The organism is Jiella avicenniae (assembly GCF_021390325.1).
GTDB classification, from domain to species: domain Bacteria; phylum Pseudomonadota; class Alphaproteobacteria; order Rhizobiales; family Rhizobiaceae; genus Jiella; species Jiella avicenniae.
The window spans coordinates 37,190-52,947 of the sequence record NZ_JAJUWU010000014.1 but is presented as its reverse complement, the minus strand read 5'-3'; the positions used below and the strand labels follow the sequence as shown (position 1 = coordinate 52,947).

Below are 15,758 nucleotides of genomic sequence, written 5' to 3'. Positions count from 1 at the left end.
TGCCGCTTCGCCCTTCCGCTCGGCAGCGAAGAGTGAAATAGAAGGGGCCTTCCCGAACTCCCAGCCGTAAAGTCAGTCCAGTCCATGTCCGTCGTCGATCCGTCCGTTTCTTCCGCTGCGACCACCGCATCGGAGGCGGAGGCGCCGCCGGAACGGGAAGTGACTCTGAAGGTCATGCTGGTTCTGGCGCTCGTCGTCGGCATCGTCGCCGGCATCGGCGCGATCTTCTTCAAATATCTGATCGCCGTCATCTACAACCTCGCCTTCTACGGCATCTTCACCCTCCATCTCGATCCGAACGCCTACGGCCCGCCGAGCCCCTGGGGTGCCGGCATCGTCCTCGTTCCGGTGATCGGCGGGCTCGTCGTCGTCTGGCTGGTGCGCAGCTTCGCGCCGGAGGCCAAGGGGCACGGCGTGCCGGAGGTGATGTTCGCCATCTATCACCAGAACGGCAACGTCCGCGGCATCGTCGCCTTGGTGAAGTCGTTGGCCTCGGCGATCTCGATCGGTACCGGCGCCTCCGTCGGGCGCGAGGGGCCGATCATCCAGATCGGCTCGTCCTTCGGCTCGACCTTCGCGCGCGCGCTGCGGCTGGTGCAGCACCAGAAGATCACGCTGCTTTCGGCCGGCGCCGGCGCCGGCATCGCGGCGACCTTCAACACGCCGCTCGGCGGCGTCTTGTTCGCCTCGGAAGTGCTGCTTCCGGAAGTCTCCACCCGCACCTTCCTGCCCGTCGTGGTGGCCACCGCGACGTCCACCTACGTCTATCGCGCGGTGATGGGCGTCGAATCGGCCTTCGTCGTGCCCTTCGACGGGCTCGCCCAGGGGCATGTCGTCAATGGCGCGGAACTCATTCTCGCGGCGCTTCTCGGCGTCCTGATGGGGCTGGCGGCCTGGGCCTTCGTGAAGGCGCTCGCCAGGGCCGAGGACCTGTTCGAGGAATCGGGCATCAATCCCTATCTGCAGAACGTCATGGGCATGCTCTCCGTCGGGCTTCTCGGCTACGGCTTCATGCTCTTCACCGGCCACTACCACGTCTACAGCGTCGGCTATTCCACCATCCAGGACGTCCTCAACGGCGGCCTGACGACGGCCGGGCTGCTGCTTCTGCTGTTCGCCGGCAAGCTCATCGCCACCTGCGTCAGCCTTGGCGCCGGCGCGTCCGGCGGCATCTTCTCGCCCAGCCTGTTCATGGGCGCGACGCTCGGCGGCGCCGTCGGGGTGATCGGCGAGGCGCTGTTTCCGGGCGCCGGCATCACGCCGACGACCTTCGCCATCATCGGTATGGGCGCCATGGTCGGCGGCGCCACCTCGGCGGCGATGACGGCGATCGTGATGATCTTCGAAATGACCCGCGACTACGAGATCATCCTGCCGCTGGTCCTGTCCGTCGCGCTGGCGATCGGCGTGCGCCGGGCGCTGACCACCGCCGACATCTACACGATCAAGCTGCGCAATCGCGGCAAGCCCATCCCGGTCGACCGGACCACCAACATGTTTCTGGTGCGTCAGGCTAGCGAGGTGATGTATCGCGACTTCGTCGTTCTGCCGGGCTCGATGACCGTCACGGACGCGCTGAAGCAGATCGAGGTGCACAAGACCCGCGTCATCACCACCGACGGCAACCGCATCACCGGCTACGTCCGCTTCGGCACGATCCCCTACCAGGCCGACCGCTTCGCCAAGCAGACGCTCGGCGACATCGCCTCGACCGAGTACATCATCGCGTCCAACGGCAACAACCTCAACACGGTGATCACCCGGATGAACCGCCGCAACCGCACCTATGCGATCGTCGTCCGCGAGACCCGCGGCCTGCCGCGGCCGGAGGACATCGTCGGGATCATCGGTCGCGAGGAGATCGCCAACGCGCTGGTGCGCAACCATTACGGTTGACGGCGGCAGAGCCCGAAACGGCAGGTGCCGGTTTCGGGACCGGCGAAACGTCGCTGACGCCTGCATCGAAAAGGCCCCGGAGATCGTCGCCGATCTTCGGGGCCTTTTCATTTTCATCGCCGGGAACGAAGCCGATCTTTTGCATCGCGCCGCAGCCGGGCGGGGGGAGGCGGTGAGACGGTCGGCCGGCGCTTTCCCGGCGACGTCTACCGACTCCGGAGCGTCATTTCCGGCGCAGCGTTCCGTAGACGATGTTGCGGTTCTCGCCGTACCAGACGTCGCAATCGAACTGGTTGCGATCGACGCTCATGTTGATGATCTCCCACATGTCGTCGGCCGAGCGCAGGATCAGCTGCCAGTCCATGAAGGTTTCCATGTAGCCGTCGGAGGCGACCTCGTCGCTGAAGTTGGCGAACAGGAACTGGCCGCCCGGGCGCAGGAATTCCGTCAGGCGTTGCACGAGCTTCACCGCGATCTTCTGCTGCAGGTAGTCGTAGAGCCCGGAGGCGTAGACGAGATCGAACTGGCCGAGATCGTATGATCGCTTGAGCAGGCCGAGCACCGAGCCGATCATCGGATCGACGACCGATCCGCCGAGGTCGCGGGTCATCATGCCGACGCTGACCGGATCCTGATCGAGCGCCACCCACCGCTTGATCCGATTGGCCGGAAGGCTCTTGCAGATCTGCGCTTCGCGCAGATGGCCGGCGGCGACCGCCAGGATCTCGGCGGTTCCGTCCGTGCGCTCGGCGGTCTCGTCGACGGTACGGGCGAGGATCTCGCAGCGCTCGCGGCCGGCCGCGCAGGCCGGATCGTTAACCGTGCAGTCATAGATCTGCTTGCCGAGCGCCGACGCTTCGCTCACATGCTCGTTCATGCTCGGATGCTTGTAGTAGATGTCGAGAAGGCTGGCGTCTCCGGAATAGCCCCGCGGCTTGGTGAACGACCAGTGGGTCAAGGGGTCCTGGAACAGGAATCGGCCGACGGCGTGATTTTGGACGAATGGCACCAGCTTCTGCCAAACTGCCGTAGAGGAGGACCCGCGGACGCGGTGCAAATCGGCGACGAGTTTGGGGACGATTTTCGCGGCCGGAACGTTGTTTTCGAAGTTTTGACGAGCGACTTCAAGAATAATCTGAAGTTGTCCTGCCGTCTCGCGAAGTTCAGCATCCCCGGCGGAGTCGACTGCATCAAGGGAATGTCGGTTGAAAAGCTCGTTTGTAATGAGGCTGTGTTCGTCGATATTGATCAGGGACCTGGTTGCGGTCATGGCGGCTCTCCAAAGCGACAACGCGCCATCGATTAAAACTTAAATTGTATATTTAAGGAAGCATTAAGATCGAGAATGGTTAAAATCTTACGAATCGAGCCAAAAACCGACCCTGCCGTTCAACGGTCGGTAAGGTTCGCTGGTTATGGTCGGCCGGGACTGGTGACAGTCGTCGCTCGCGCGGGCGGTCGCGCCGATATCGGCCTTTGCGACTTTCCTCAATGGAAGACAAAAGGCGATCTTATGGTCCAGGATCAGGAGGAACTTCGCAGCCGAGTGGAATTGGCTCTCTCACATCGGCGGTGGGGGCGGGCCCATCCGATCCTCTATCGGGAGTTCGAGGAGAGCAACGACCTCGTCGACCGCAAATCCGTCCGGTTCGGCATGCGGGCGGCCGTCGCCTGCTTCTTTTTGTTCGGCTGTTTCGATTTATGGCTGTTCCCGGACGTCGGTCTCTACGGCGTCCTGACGCGGATCGCCGTCGGTCTGCTGTTTCTGGCCATCGTCGAGTGGCAAGTCTCGCACGAGTGCAGCATGCGCGTCATCAACGCGACCTGCGCGTTGAGTCTCGCGGTCGCGGCGTTGTGCTGGTTGCTGGTCGTCAGTCACACCCGCTATCAGACGAACTTTGCGACGTTCATGATATTCGGCACGGTGTTCGTCCTCAGTTCCAGCTTGTTCTTCCGCATCCGCTTCTCCGTCGGTGCCTCGAGTTCGACCCTGATCACCCTGATGTTCGCCTATGCGGCGGTCGATGCCAATGTCGACATCAGGTTCAAAGTCATTCTCGTCGTATTCTTCTTCAGTTTCCTCGGGCTTGCCCTCTATCTTTCCTGGCAGCTGGCAGCCGAGCGTTACGTCACGTTCCTCAATGCGACGCGCGCGCAACTCAACGAGATGGCCGACCGCGAGAAGGGGCTGCAGCTCGCCCGCATCGCCAATACCGATCATCTAACGGGGCTGAAGAACCGTCGTGCCGCCGTCGAGGAATACGACGCGTTCCGCGAACGCTGGCTGCGGGACGGCAAGGCGATCGGCGTGCTCCTCATCGACGTCGATCACTTCAAGGCCTACAACGACCATTACGGCCACCAGTCGGGCGACCGCTGTCTGATCGACGTCGGCCACGCTCTGCAGGCCGCGGCCTCCAACGCGGGCGGCATTCTCGGGCGCTACGGCGGCGAAGAGTTCCTCGCCTTCACCCATGTTGCCGATCCGGATGCGCTGTATCGCTTCGCCGAGTCGCTTCGCAAAGCCGTCGAGGCGCTCGCCCTGCCGCATTCCCAGCGTCGCGACAGCAGCAGCGTCGTGACCGTCAGCATCGGTGCGAGCATTACCCGCAGCGACGCCAATTCCCATCTCGACCGGATGTGCAGCGAGGCCGACAATGCGCTCTACACGGCCAAGGCGAATGGTCGGAACGGCACCCACGTCTTCGATGCGCAGGCCTCGCTGACCGACAATGAGGATCGCAATCTGGCGGTCATTCTCGAACAGGCGGTGGAGCGCGATCACCTCTCGCTCGTCTACCAGCCGATCGTCGACGTCGAACGGGGCGGCGTGCACGCGTTGGAAACGTTGATGCGGTTGCGTGGCCCCGATGGGGTGGCGATCTCGCCGGCGATCTTCATCCCCGTCGCCGAGCGGACAGGCGCGATCATTCAGCTTGGTCGCTGGGCGATCCGTACCGCCTGTTCAGAAATCCTCGCGGCGGGGGTCGCCAAGAAAGTCTCGGTGAACGTCTCGCCCGTCCAGCTTCGCGAGGCGAGCTTCGCCCTGTTCGTCGCCGGCGTGCTCAGCGAAATGAAGCTCGCCCCCTCGGCTCTCGCTCTCGAGATCACCGAAGGCTTCGACATCTCGTCCGATTCGAAGGTCCTGCAAACCGTGTCGGCGCTGCAGAAGATCGGCATCGAGATCTGGTTGGACGACTTCGGCACCGGCTATGCGGGCCTGTCGTGGCTGCAGGCGGTCGAATTCACCCTGGTGAAGATCGACCAGCGCTTCCTGCACAATTGCGAGACCGAGGAGGGCGCCAAGTTCCTGCAGGACATTCTGCAGCTCGTCAGGAATCGGGGCCTTTCCGTCGTCCTCGAGGGCGTCGAGACGTCGGAGCAGATGGATTTCCTGAAGAAGGCGCACGTTCCCCTGGCTCAAGGGTTCTACCTCGGCCGGCCGGCACCCGTCGCCACCGCGCGCGAAGCCGCGGCAGCCGCCCGCTCGACCAAGGTGGGCTGACCGGTATCGGCTTCACGATTTCGGCGGCTGCACCGACGAGCACCGAGGCGAAGACTATCGGGGCGCAGACCACCGCTGCGCCCGCAGCATGGCATCGGTGTCGATACCTCCCTGGACCATTCCGTCCGAAGCCCGAGAGCTGGGCATGCGCTCCTGCGGGGAACGGGATTTCGCACGGCGGGAAAGACCGGGGCAGAGCCCGGGGGCGCCCGGTTTGCTGTGGCCCGGATACGTCGCGAGGTTCGCCGACGGGCCTGCGGTTCGACGAGATCGGACCTTGAAAAAGGGCGGAGGCTTTCGGTGTGTCGCGGGAGACGCTGCCCTCCGGCGGCGGCGAGCGGAACGCCGGGCCTCCATGCACGATCGCCGCGCCGACCGAAACGGTCTTCGATCACGTCGCGGCGGACGAAGCGGATCCTCGAATTCGTCAGCGCGAAGCGACGCCTCCGCCAGTCGGGAAGGAGGCGCCGCCGCCATTCCTCGTTAGGTCAGGAACCGGAAACGCGTCAGAACGCTTCCCAGCTCTCCTCGTCGTTGGCCGGGGCCGGGGCTGCTGCCTTGGCCGAAGTGCCGCTGCGGATCTGGGCGACGGCCTTCGGCTTCGTGGCGGGCGACCCGCGAACGGCATCCGAGGTTCGGTCGTCACGGATCTGGAACTTCGCGACGATCGCCACGAGCCTGTCGGTGTCGCTCCCGAGCGACCGACAGGCCGCCGTCGCCTGTTCGACCATCGCGGCGTTCTGCTGGGTGATCTTGTCCATCTGGTCGGCCGCCGACGAGACCTCCTTGAGGCTCGTCGCCTGCTCGCCGGCGCTCGCCGCGATGTCGGCGATGATGCGGCTGACGGCGGCGACCTCGGCCACGATCTCGTCCAAGGACCGTCCGGAAGCCGTTACCAGCTTGACGCCCCGATCCACTTGTTCCGACGAGGCGTTGATCAGCCCCTTGATCTCCTTGGCAGCCTCCGCCGAACGCTGGGCCAGCGCCCGCACCTCCTGGGCGACGACGGCAAAGCCCTTGCCGGCCTCGCCCGCCCGCGCCGCCTCGACGCCGGCGTTCAGGGCGAGGAGGTTGGTCTGGAAGGCGATCTCGTCGATCACGCCGATGATCTGGTTGATCTGCTGCGAGGAGCCCTCGATGGCGCTCATCGCGGTGATCGCCTCGGCGACGACGGCGCCGCCGGTCTGCGCCTTCTGGCGCGCCGTCTCGGCCGTCTTTCGGGCATGGCTGGCACCGTCGGCCGTATGGTTGACGGCGCCCGTCACTTCGCCGAGGGCGGCGACGGTCTCCTCCAGGCTCGCGGCCTGCTGTTCGGTCCGTTGAGCGATGTCGTTGGTCGCGACGATCATTTCGGCGATGCCGGTGCGGTTGGACGCGATCAGCCGCATGACCTCCTCGAAGGCCGCTTCGAGAGCGGCGGCACTGTCGTTGAAGAGCTTGCGGACGCCCTCGTAGTCGACGGAGAAGGCCTTGTCGAGGCGAACCGTGAGGTCGCCGCCGGCAAGCCTGCCGAAGCCCGCCTTGATTTCCGACATGAAGAATTCGTGCGCCTTGACGTATTCTTCGCCCATCTCGTCCTGGCGGCGGCGTTCGATCTCCTTCTGCGCGGCCGCGTCGATCGCATCCTGCCTGAGGGCCTGCTGGTCGATGACGGCGTGGCGCAGCCTTTCCACCGAGCGAGCCATCTTGCCGATCTCGTCGCTCCGCTCCAGACCTTCGACAGGCCCTTCCGTGCGTCCCTCGGCGACGTCGGTGATGGTTCCTTCGAGGCTCTGGAGCGGCTTGAACATACGGCGGGAGAGGACGAGAGCCAGAAGGCCGACGACCATCGCGACGAGAACGGCGATCAGGCCGAAGCGCAGCTGCAAGGCGTCGACCGACGAGAGGAATTCGGCCTTCGGAACACCGACGTAGAGAATGCCGATGGTCGCGCCATCCTTGTCCTTGATCGGGTCGTAGGCGGTGAAGAACGGTGTTCCGAGGATGTCGGCTTCACCGCGATAGGGCTTTCCCTCGGTGATGACGGTATCGTAGACCGGACCTCTCGCCAGCGTCGTCCCGATCGCGCGGCCGCCGTCGGGTTTCGTGACGTTCGTCGCCACGCGCGTGTCGCCCATGAAGATCGTCGCCGTTCCGCCGACGAGTTCCTTGATCCTGTCGACGGGGGTGTTGAAGTCGTTCAGCGGCTGAAAGCCCGCATAGAGCGTCTGTCCGTCGACCTTGAAGAAGCTTCCGTAGCGGCCGATCACGTCCCAGGCGACGCGCATGTTGGCTTCCTGCCGCTCGGCCGCTCGCTGCAACCCGTCGTTACGCACCTCCATCAGGGCGACGATCGAGAGAATCGTGGCAACGATCGCGATGGCGCCGAGAACCATGGCGGAGACTTTCGCCGAGAGGCTGGATTTGAACATTGCGGAAACCTGTCGACCGGATGAGACGATTGCGAGCGGGGTTTTTCATGCTTCTGCCACGTCACGTTGAGCGCCGCCGCGGCAGATGATCCCTGTAACGTTTGCCTACAGGACTAAATATTTCGTTTCTTTCCGTTCACTGTGGGTTCCCTCGATGAAAAGCACCACGCGATGCGCAAAACGAATATGATTGTATCTGCAACCAGTCACGTATTCTTCGCTTGGCAGTATTCGTTTGCCGCCGCCCCTCGGTGAAACCGATCGCATCTCCGTCTCTTTTCCGGATGCGATGCCGATGCGGTGGGAGGCATGCGGCCTCCGGCAATGCAGGATTGTGCGGACGTTTCGGTCCGCCTGGTCCGAAACTGGGCGTCGAAGCCGCGTCACCGGCTGCTTGCCGCTAGCGAGGTTGCGGGTGAAGAGCCTCGTCCCGGGAGGAGTCGACATGCGCCAGGCCGGCCGCGGCCGGAATTCGGATGTCAAGTTCGATCCACTAGCGTATCCAAGGCGACGAAACAGCCAGAGCCAGCGGGGAAGAATTCCATGAGCGCCAATCGCAGCGGCAACCGGGCCGAGCCATTCGAGGTCGTCGCGCCGAGGCTGGTGGACGTCGCCATGGGCCGCGCCCCGGCGGATCTCGTGCTGCGCAATGCCCGCTGGGTGAACGTCCACTCCGGCGAGATCATCCCCGAGACCGACATCGCCGTCGTCGCCGGTCGCTTCGCCTATTGCGGGCCGGACGCTTCCCACGCGATCGGGGCCGGCACCGAGGTCGTCGATGTGGCGGGGCGCTACGTCGTGCCGGGGCTCTGCGACGCGCACATGCATGTCGAGAGCGGCATGGTGACGGTGACCGAGTTCTGCCGGGCGGTGATCCCCCACGGCACGACGTCGATGTTCGTCGACCCGCACGAGATCGCCAACGTGCTCGGCCTCGAAGGGGTGCGGCTGATGCATGACGAGGCGCTGGAGCAGCCGGTCAACGTCTTCGTGCAGATGCCCTCCTGCGTGCCCTCGGCGCCGGGTCTGGAGGAGGGCGGGGCGGTGCTCGGGCCGGCCGAGGTCGCCGAGGCGATGACCTGGCCGCTGATCGTCGGCCTCGGCGAGGTGATGAATTTCCCAGGCGTCGCCGCCAACGACCCGACCATGGTCGGCGAGATCGCCGCGACCAGGGCGGCGGGAAAGACCGTCGGCGGTCACTTTGCCTCGCCCGATCTCGGCCTCGCCTTCCACGGCTATGTCGCGGGCGGCGCCGAGGACGACCACGAAGGCACGCGCATGGAAGATGCGGCCGCACGGGTGCGCCAGGGCATGAAGGCGATGCTGCGGCTCGGCTCGGCCTGGTACGACGTCGCGGCGCAGGTCAAGGCGATCACCGAGATGGGTCTCGATTCCCGCCACTTCATTCTTTGCACGGACGACTGCCATTCCGGCACGCTGGTGCGCGACGGCCATATGAACCGGGTCGTGCGCCATGCGATCGCGCAGGGGCTGAAGCCGATGACGGCGATCCAGATGGCGACGATCAACACCGCCGAACATTTCAAGCTGGAGCGCGAGATCGGCTCGGTGACGCCGGGCCGCCGGGCCGATTTCCTGATCGTTTCCGATCTCGCGGAATTCGCCATCGATTCCGTCTACGGCCGCGGGGTGCGCATCGCCTCGCAGGGGAGACTCGAGGCCGACATGCCGGCCCATGCCTATCCGGAGAGCGCGGTCGACACGGTGAAGCTCGGGCGCCCGCTCGTCGCCGACGACTTCCGGGTGAAGGCACCGGACGGGGCGGCCGAGAGCGCGACGGTGCGTGTCATCGGCGTCGTCGAGAACCAGGCGCCGACGCGTGCGCTGACGGCGCGTCTGCCGGTCGAGAACGGCATCGTCGTGCCCGATCTGGACGCCGACGTCTGCCGCATCGCCCTCGTCGAGCGGCATCGGGCGAGCGGAACGCTCACCAACGGCTTCGTCTCGGGCTTCAACTATCGCGGCCGGGTCGCCATGGCATCGACGGTCGCCCATGACTGCCATCACATGATCGTCGTCGGCACCAGCGAGGCGGACATGGCGCTCGCCGCCAATCGCCTCGGCGAGGTCGGGGGCGGCGTCGCGTTCTTTGCCGATGGCGAGGAGAAGGCGCTGATCGAGATGCCCATCGCCGGCCTCATGTCGAACGAGCGGGCCGAAATCGTCGCCGAAAAGGCCGACAGGCTGATCGCCGCGATGCGCGACGCCGGCTGCGGTCTCAACAACGCCTATATGCAGCACTCGCTGCTGGCGCTCGCGGTCATCCCGGCCCTGCGCATCTCGGACAAGGGCATCGTCGACAGCGAGACCTTCCGCATCGTCGATCTGTTCGTGTGAGATCTGCGGCTCGCGGCGTCCCTGTCCCGCTATCCGTTCGCGGCTCCGACCGGGCGCATCGTATCGGCTGCGGCGATGCGCGAAGGCAAACACGACTTTGGGGGAAGAAAGGCGGCGGCTCCGACGATTTGGGGCGTTGATCGTCGGAGCCGTCCATTCCCGGAGCACAGCGGCATGTGCGCCGGGGAGATTTGTGCAGCCTTGTCGAGATCTTCGAGACTGTGATCTTCGGGACATCGTCGCCGATGTCGTTGCTGCGATGACCTGAAGGTTAGAGGGGCATTGTTTCCTGGCGATGGCGTCCCCGGCTTGCCAATGTTTCGTCATCGTTTCGACATCGTTTGCGGTCCGCGGAAGCCGGAGCGCCTTGCGGGGAGATGGGTGGCACACCAGAGGGGGTGTCGCGCCACTCTCCAGCAGTCCGGCGCGATGTCACCCCCCTCTGCCTACCGGCATCTCCCCCGCAAGGGGGAGATCAGGCCAATCGCCAGCCCGGCCACAGGTTCGAGCGATTGCCCTGGCCGCCGGCAGGCCGGCTTTGACAAATCGGCCGCGCTGGCGCATCAACCGCCGCGACGATGTTCGGCTTTTGCCCGAGGAAAGGAGCGCCTGCGATGACGGTTGGTCGGTTCGCGAACGAGGTTTCGCTCCAGATCATCATCGCGCCGTGCCGCATTTCGATTATCGGCGCCGGCGCTGCCCGGGCCGACGGTTCCTCCGCGAACTGATCGCCCCGCCGCGACCGGCCGTCCCGCGCAGCGTCTCAGGCCGCTTCGCCGACGATTCTCAGTGAATTTTTCCGCTGCGCCCCGCGCGGCATCGTTCCGGCCCCGGCGCGGTTCCAGCGCCGGCCCCACCAGAGCGGCGTGAGGCGCCGATCGAGCGGGGCGGAGCCTCCGACCGGACGAGACGAGAGACGAGACGACCATGACCGATTTTACCGCCCGCGTCGCCGAAGCCGAAGATGCGCTGCGCGACCTCTTTCCTGCCACGCCGCTGCAACTCAACGAGCATCTGTCGAAGAAGTACGGCGCCCGCATCTTCCTGAAGCGCGAAGACTTGACGCCGGTGCGCTCCTACAAGATCCGCGGCGCCTTCAACTTCATGCGCAAGACGATGGCGGCGGGGACGGCGGGCAGCAAGTTCTGCTGCGCCTCGGCCGGCAATCACGCCCAGGGCTTCGCCTTCGCCTGCAAGCATTTCGGTGTGAAGGGGCGGGTGTTCATGCCGGTGACGACGCCGCAGCAGAAGATCGAAAAGACCAGGGTCTTCGGCGGGGCGGCCATCGAGATCGAACTCACCGGCGACTTCTTCGACGACTGCTATGCGGCGGCGAAGACCTATTCGCAGACCGAGGGCGCCGAATTCGTGCCGCCCTTCGATCACGAGGACATCGTCGAGGGCCAGGCGAGCGTCGCACGCGAGATCCGCGAGCAGCTGGCGGGCGAGACTCTCGACCTCGTCGTCATGCCGGTCGGCGGCGGCGGCCTCGCCTCGGGCATGACGCGCTTTTTCGATGAGGAGGCGGGTGGCTCGCCGGCCTTCAGATTCGTCGAACCGCTCGGAGCGCCGAGCCTGCGCACCAGCCTCGAGAACGGCGAACTCGTCCGCATGCCGCAGGTCGACGGTTTCGTCGATGGCGCCGCGGTCGCGCAGATCGGCGCGATCCCCTTCGAAGCCCTGAAGCGCTTTCGCCCCGAGGACGTCGTTCTGGCGCCGGAGGGCCGGCTCTGCAACACCATGCTCGACATGCTCAACCTCGAGGGCATCGTCCTCGAGCCGGCGGGAGCCCTGGCGATCGACGCCCTCGAAAGCCTGAAGGACGAGGTTGCCGGAAAGACGGTCGTCCTCGTCGTCTCGGGCGGCAATTTCGACTTCGAGCGCCTGCCGGACGTCAAGGAGCGGGCGCTGCGCTTCACCGGCCTGAAGAAGTACTTCATCCTGCGGCTTGCCCAGCGCCCGGGCGCACTGAAGGACTTCCTCAACCTGCTCGGCCCGGACGACGACATCGCCCGCTTCGAATATCTGAAGAAGTCCGCCCGCGATTTCGGCTCGATCCTGCTCGGCATCGAGACCCGGGATCCGGCGAACTTCCCGGCGCTGCTCGCGCGGTTCGAGGAGGGCGGTATCCGATATCAGGACATCACCGACGATCAGATCGTCGCCGATCTCCTGATCTGACGTCCGGCGGCGCTTTCCGGCTCCGGTCCGAAAAACTCCTCGCCGGGCAGCATCCGGAACACCGCATAGGGGTCTTTCGAACTCGGATCGACCGCATCGGCGACGTGGTTGCGACCGAGCCGCTTGGCCGTGTAGAGCGCCCGGTCCGCCGCCGTGACCAGCTCGGTCGCGGTGTGAAAGCGTTCGTCGCGGCCGGCCTCGAAGGTCACGTGCCCGAAGCTGGCGGTGACGGTGCCCCAGTCGGCATTGCCGGGATGATCGATGGCGAGGTGCTGGATGGCGGCACGCGCCGCCTCGGCGACCCGTGCCGTTTCGTGGCGGGTGGTGTTCGGCAGCAGGACGGCGAATTCCTCGCCGCCATAGCGGGCGACCAGGCTCTCCGGACGACGCACGCTGCGCTCGATCGCCTTCGCCACCCTGCGCAGGCAGCGGTCGCCGATCTGATGGCCATAGATGTCGTTGAACGGCTTGAAGTGATCGACGTCCAGGAGAATGAGGGAGATCGGCTCGACCCCTTTTCGGAAGTCCTCCAGCGCCGCGCCGAGGGCCAGATCGAAACCCCGCCGGTTCGAGATGCCCGTCAGCGGATCCAGCAGTGCGAGACGATTGGCCTCTGCGCTCTCCTGCATCCGCTCGGTGATGTCGGTGGCGATCTTCACGACCTTCGTCGGCCGGCCGGTGGCGGTGTCGACGACGGGGTTGTAGGTCGCCTGCAGCCAGATCGTTCGGCCGGATCTGGCAAGACGGGGAAATTCCGCCTGGACGAATTCGCCGGCTCGCAGGCGGTTCCAGAACGCGCCGTAGGCCGGACTGTCGACGATCTCGGCGGCGACGAATTCGCGATGATTGCGGCCGAGAAGCTCCTCGACGTCGTAGCCGAGCAGGGAGGCGAAATTGGCGTTGGCGGCGATGATCGTACCGTCCAGGGCAAATTCGACCATCGCCGTCGAGCGCGAGATGGCCGCAAGGATGTTCTCGTGATTGGCGGCCTGTCGCCGCTTCGCCGTGACGTCGGTGGCGATCAGCCGGATCGCCGTCACCTCGCCCTCTTCCGACAGGACGGGATCGTAGCTCGCCTGCAGCCAGATTTCTCGGCCGTCCCGGGTCATCCGGCGCAAGTCCCGCTGCACCACTTCGCCCGAGCGCAGAAGCTCCCAGAGGGCCCGATGCTGCGGGTCGTCGTGATCTTCGGGCCAGAGCAGGATCGCCTCGGCGCGGCCGAGGATCTCGTTGCGTTCATACCGGGTCAGCCGAAGAAACTCGTCGCAGGCGGAGAGAAACGTGCCGTCCGGAGCGAACTCGGCCTGGGCGGTCGGCCGGGCCCGAAGGTCGTGCGACAGGCCGTCCTGCGGGGCCGCTACGTCCCCGGCGCTCAGATCGTTGTCCATGTCCACGCACCCTCGCTGTCCTCAGCAAAAAGCCGGTTGCGCTCCAGAAGGTTGCGCCGCGAGACCGGAGATTGATCGCCCGCGGTCAATGAAAGGTAAAGAAATTCGTCCCGAAGCAGTCCTTCCGCCACGACCATGATCTCGCTGATGCGACGCGGCCATACTGCCTTGAAGATCAATGACTTCCCTGAGGATCACTCGCCGAGGGCGACACCCTCCCGGCGCGGGTCCGCGCCGCCTTCGAGGCCCTGCGGCGTTAACGCTACGGCATGGATGCCGGAGTTGAGATCGGTCTCCTTGACGGTGAAGCCGAGCTCCCGAAGCGGTTCCGACAATTGCGTCGCACTGGTGCCGGCTTCGATCTCGAAGGTTCCGAAGCGGTTGAGGAGATGCGGCAGGTTCGCCGCCTCCTGAACGTTCATGTTCCAGTCGAGGACGGCGATCAGCGCGCCTGCGACATAGCCGATGATCTGGCTGCCGCCGGGCGAGCCGATGGCAAGGACGGGCTTGCCCTCGCGCATGACGATCGTCGGCGACATGGAGGAGCGCGGCCGCTTGCCCGGGGCGACCGCATTGGCGATGACGTTTCCGTCGTCGTCGTGGGTCTCGAAGGAAAAGTCGGTGAGCTCGTTGTTGAGCAGGAAACCGCCGACCATCAACCGCGAGCCGAAGCCGTTCTCGATCGTCGTCGTCATCGAGACGACGTTGCCGGCGCCGTCGACGATGGAAAAATGGCTGGTCGAGGGAAGCTCGATGGCAACGTCGTCGCCGAGAAGCATCGCGTGGTCCCAGGGCGGCGTCCCGGGCTGGACCTCGTCTTTCGTCAGCGCCTCGTCGCCCTCGAGCAACTTGGAGCGATCGGCGAGATAGTCCGCGTCGAGAAGGCCCTTCATCGGCATCGGCACGTAGTCGGTATCGGCCATGTAGCGGCCGCGATCGGCGAAGGCGAGGCGCGATGCGTCGCCGATCAGCCGCCAGGCCTTCGCGCTTTCCGGCCCAAGGGCGGCGATGTCGAAGGGCTGGAGCAGGCCGAGGATCTGGCCGACGGTGAGCGCGCCGGAGGAGGGCGGGCCCATGCCGCAGACCTCGCTCACCCGGTATGCGATGCAGACCGGTTCCCGCTCGACGATGCGGTAGTTCTGGAGGTCCGACAGAGCCAGGCGACCGGGATTTCCCTCCGCCTCCTGCACGGTGGCGACGATCGCCTCGGCGAGCGGGCCCTCGTAGAAGCCCTCCGCTCCCTCTTCGGAGATTGCCTGCAGCGTCTGCGCGAAGGCCTCGTTCTTCAGGACGGACCCGGCCTTCAGCGGCTCGCCTTCGGCGTCGAAGAAATAGCCGCGTGTGCCGGCGAAACGCTTCAGCCGCTGGGCGTCCTCGGCGACGAGCTGGTGAAGTCGCGGCGACACTTCGAAACCACCCCGGGCGAGATCGATCGCCGGCTGGACGACCGTTTCCCAGTCGAGCGCGCCGAAACGCTCGTGGGTGTCGTAGAGGAGACGCAGCGTTCCCGGGGTGCCCACCGAGCGCCCGCCCACCACCGCGTCGTAGAACGTCAGCGGATCGCCCGCTTCGTCGAGGAAGAGTGTCGGATCGGCGGCGGCCGGCGCCGTCTCGCGGCCGTCGAAAGTGGTGAGATGGCCGGCCTTGGCGTCGAAATAGACCAGGAACGCGCCGCCGCCGATGCCCGACGACTGCGGCTCGACGAGATTGAGCACGAGCTGCACCGTCACCATCGCGTCGATGGCGTTGCCGCCCTTCTTCAGGATGGCGGCGCCGGCCTCCGCGGCGAGCGGATTGGCCGCCGCGACCATGAACTTCTTCGCCTTGACGGGCTCGGCCGCCGCGGGCCGCAGACCGCTCGCGGCCTCCGGCGCAACGCCGTCGGCCCGCTGCTGGGCGAAAGCGGTGGTGGTGACGAGAGAGCCGGCGAGGACGGCGGCGAGGGTCGAGCGAATTGGCGTCACGGGCGGCTCCTTCGCGGGTTTCGGGAAGAAGCTAGGGCCGGACGGCGCGGGCGGA

At 65.6% G+C, this 15,758-nt stretch carries 10 protein-coding genes; 5 read left to right on the top strand and 5 right to left on the bottom strand.

What is annotated here, in order from left to right; translation table 11 throughout:
• Nucleotides 1–159: 159 nt before the first annotated feature.
• A complete protein-coding gene (locus LZD57_RS13800) occupies nt 160–1,896 on the top strand; it encodes a chloride channel protein (protein ID WP_233720062.1) in 1,737 nt (578 codons plus the stop codon).
• A 223-nt stretch (nt 1,897–2,119) separates the two neighbouring features.
• Here LZD57_RS13800 and LZD57_RS13795 read toward each other — a convergent pair whose 3' ends face one another.
• Entirely contained in the window at nt 2,120–2,905 is a 786-nt protein-coding gene (locus tag LZD57_RS13795) for a class I SAM-dependent methyltransferase (RefSeq protein WP_233720061.1), read from the bottom strand.
• Nucleotides 2,906–2,947: 42 nt separating this feature from the next.
• On the opposite strand from LZD57_RS13795, the gene LZD57_RS13790 reads away from it, so the two are divergent.
• Complete coding sequence (locus LZD57_RS13790) at nt 2,948–3,202, top strand: hypothetical protein (RefSeq protein WP_233720060.1); 255 nt, start codon at nt 2,948–2,950, stop codon at nt 3,200–3,202.
• A gap of 246 nt (nt 3,203–3,448) precedes the next feature.
• Nucleotides 3,449–5,401, top strand: coding sequence for a putative bifunctional diguanylate cyclase/phosphodiesterase (locus LZD57_RS13785; RefSeq protein WP_233720059.1), 1,953 nt, complete (start codon nt 3,449–3,451; stop codon nt 5,399–5,401).
• 506 nt (nt 5,402–5,907) lie between these two features.
• Here LZD57_RS13785 and LZD57_RS13780 read toward each other — a convergent pair.
• Nucleotides 5,908–7,812: a methyl-accepting chemotaxis protein gene (locus LZD57_RS13780; protein WP_233720058.1), complete on the bottom strand. Its 1,905-nt coding sequence runs from the start codon at nt 7,810–7,812 to the stop codon at nt 5,908–5,910.
• A gap of 543 nt (nt 7,813–8,355) precedes the next feature.
• On the opposite strand from LZD57_RS13780, the gene ade reads away from it, so the two are divergent.
• Entirely contained in the window at nt 8,356–10,170 is a 1,815-nt protein-coding gene (gene ade / locus LZD57_RS13775) for an adenine deaminase (protein WP_233720057.1), read from the top strand.
• 927 nt (nt 10,171–11,097) lie between these two features.
• The gene (gene ilvA / locus LZD57_RS13770; protein ID WP_233720056.1) at nt 11,098–12,351 is read left to right on the top strand and encodes a threonine ammonia-lyase IlvA; all 1,254 of its coding nucleotides are present in this window, start codon (nt 11,098–11,100) and stop codon (nt 12,349–12,351) included.
• On the opposite strand, the gene LZD57_RS13765 is transcribed toward ilvA, so the two are convergent.
• From LZD57_RS13765 to ggt, 3 genes are read right to left on the bottom strand one after another with little or no spacing between them, the layout of a single operon-like run.
• Nucleotides 12,324–13,739 (bottom strand): sensor domain-containing diguanylate cyclase, encoded by a 1,416-nt coding sequence (locus LZD57_RS13765; RefSeq protein WP_233720055.1) that lies wholly within the window; start codon nt 13,737–13,739, stop codon nt 12,324–12,326. The genes ilvA and LZD57_RS13765 overlap by 28 nt on opposite strands.
• Entirely contained in the window at nt 13,724–13,918 is a 195-nt protein-coding gene (locus LZD57_RS13760; RefSeq protein ID WP_233720054.1) for a hypothetical protein, read from the bottom strand. The genes LZD57_RS13765 and LZD57_RS13760 overlap by 16 nt, the downstream gene beginning before the upstream one ends.
• A gap of 15 nt (nt 13,919–13,933) precedes the next feature.
• Nucleotides 13,934–15,703: a gamma-glutamyltransferase gene (gene ggt / locus LZD57_RS13755; RefSeq protein ID WP_420844809.1), complete on the bottom strand. Its 1,770-nt coding sequence runs from the start codon at nt 15,701–15,703 to the stop codon at nt 13,934–13,936.
• Nucleotides 15,704–15,758 lie beyond the last annotated feature (55 nt).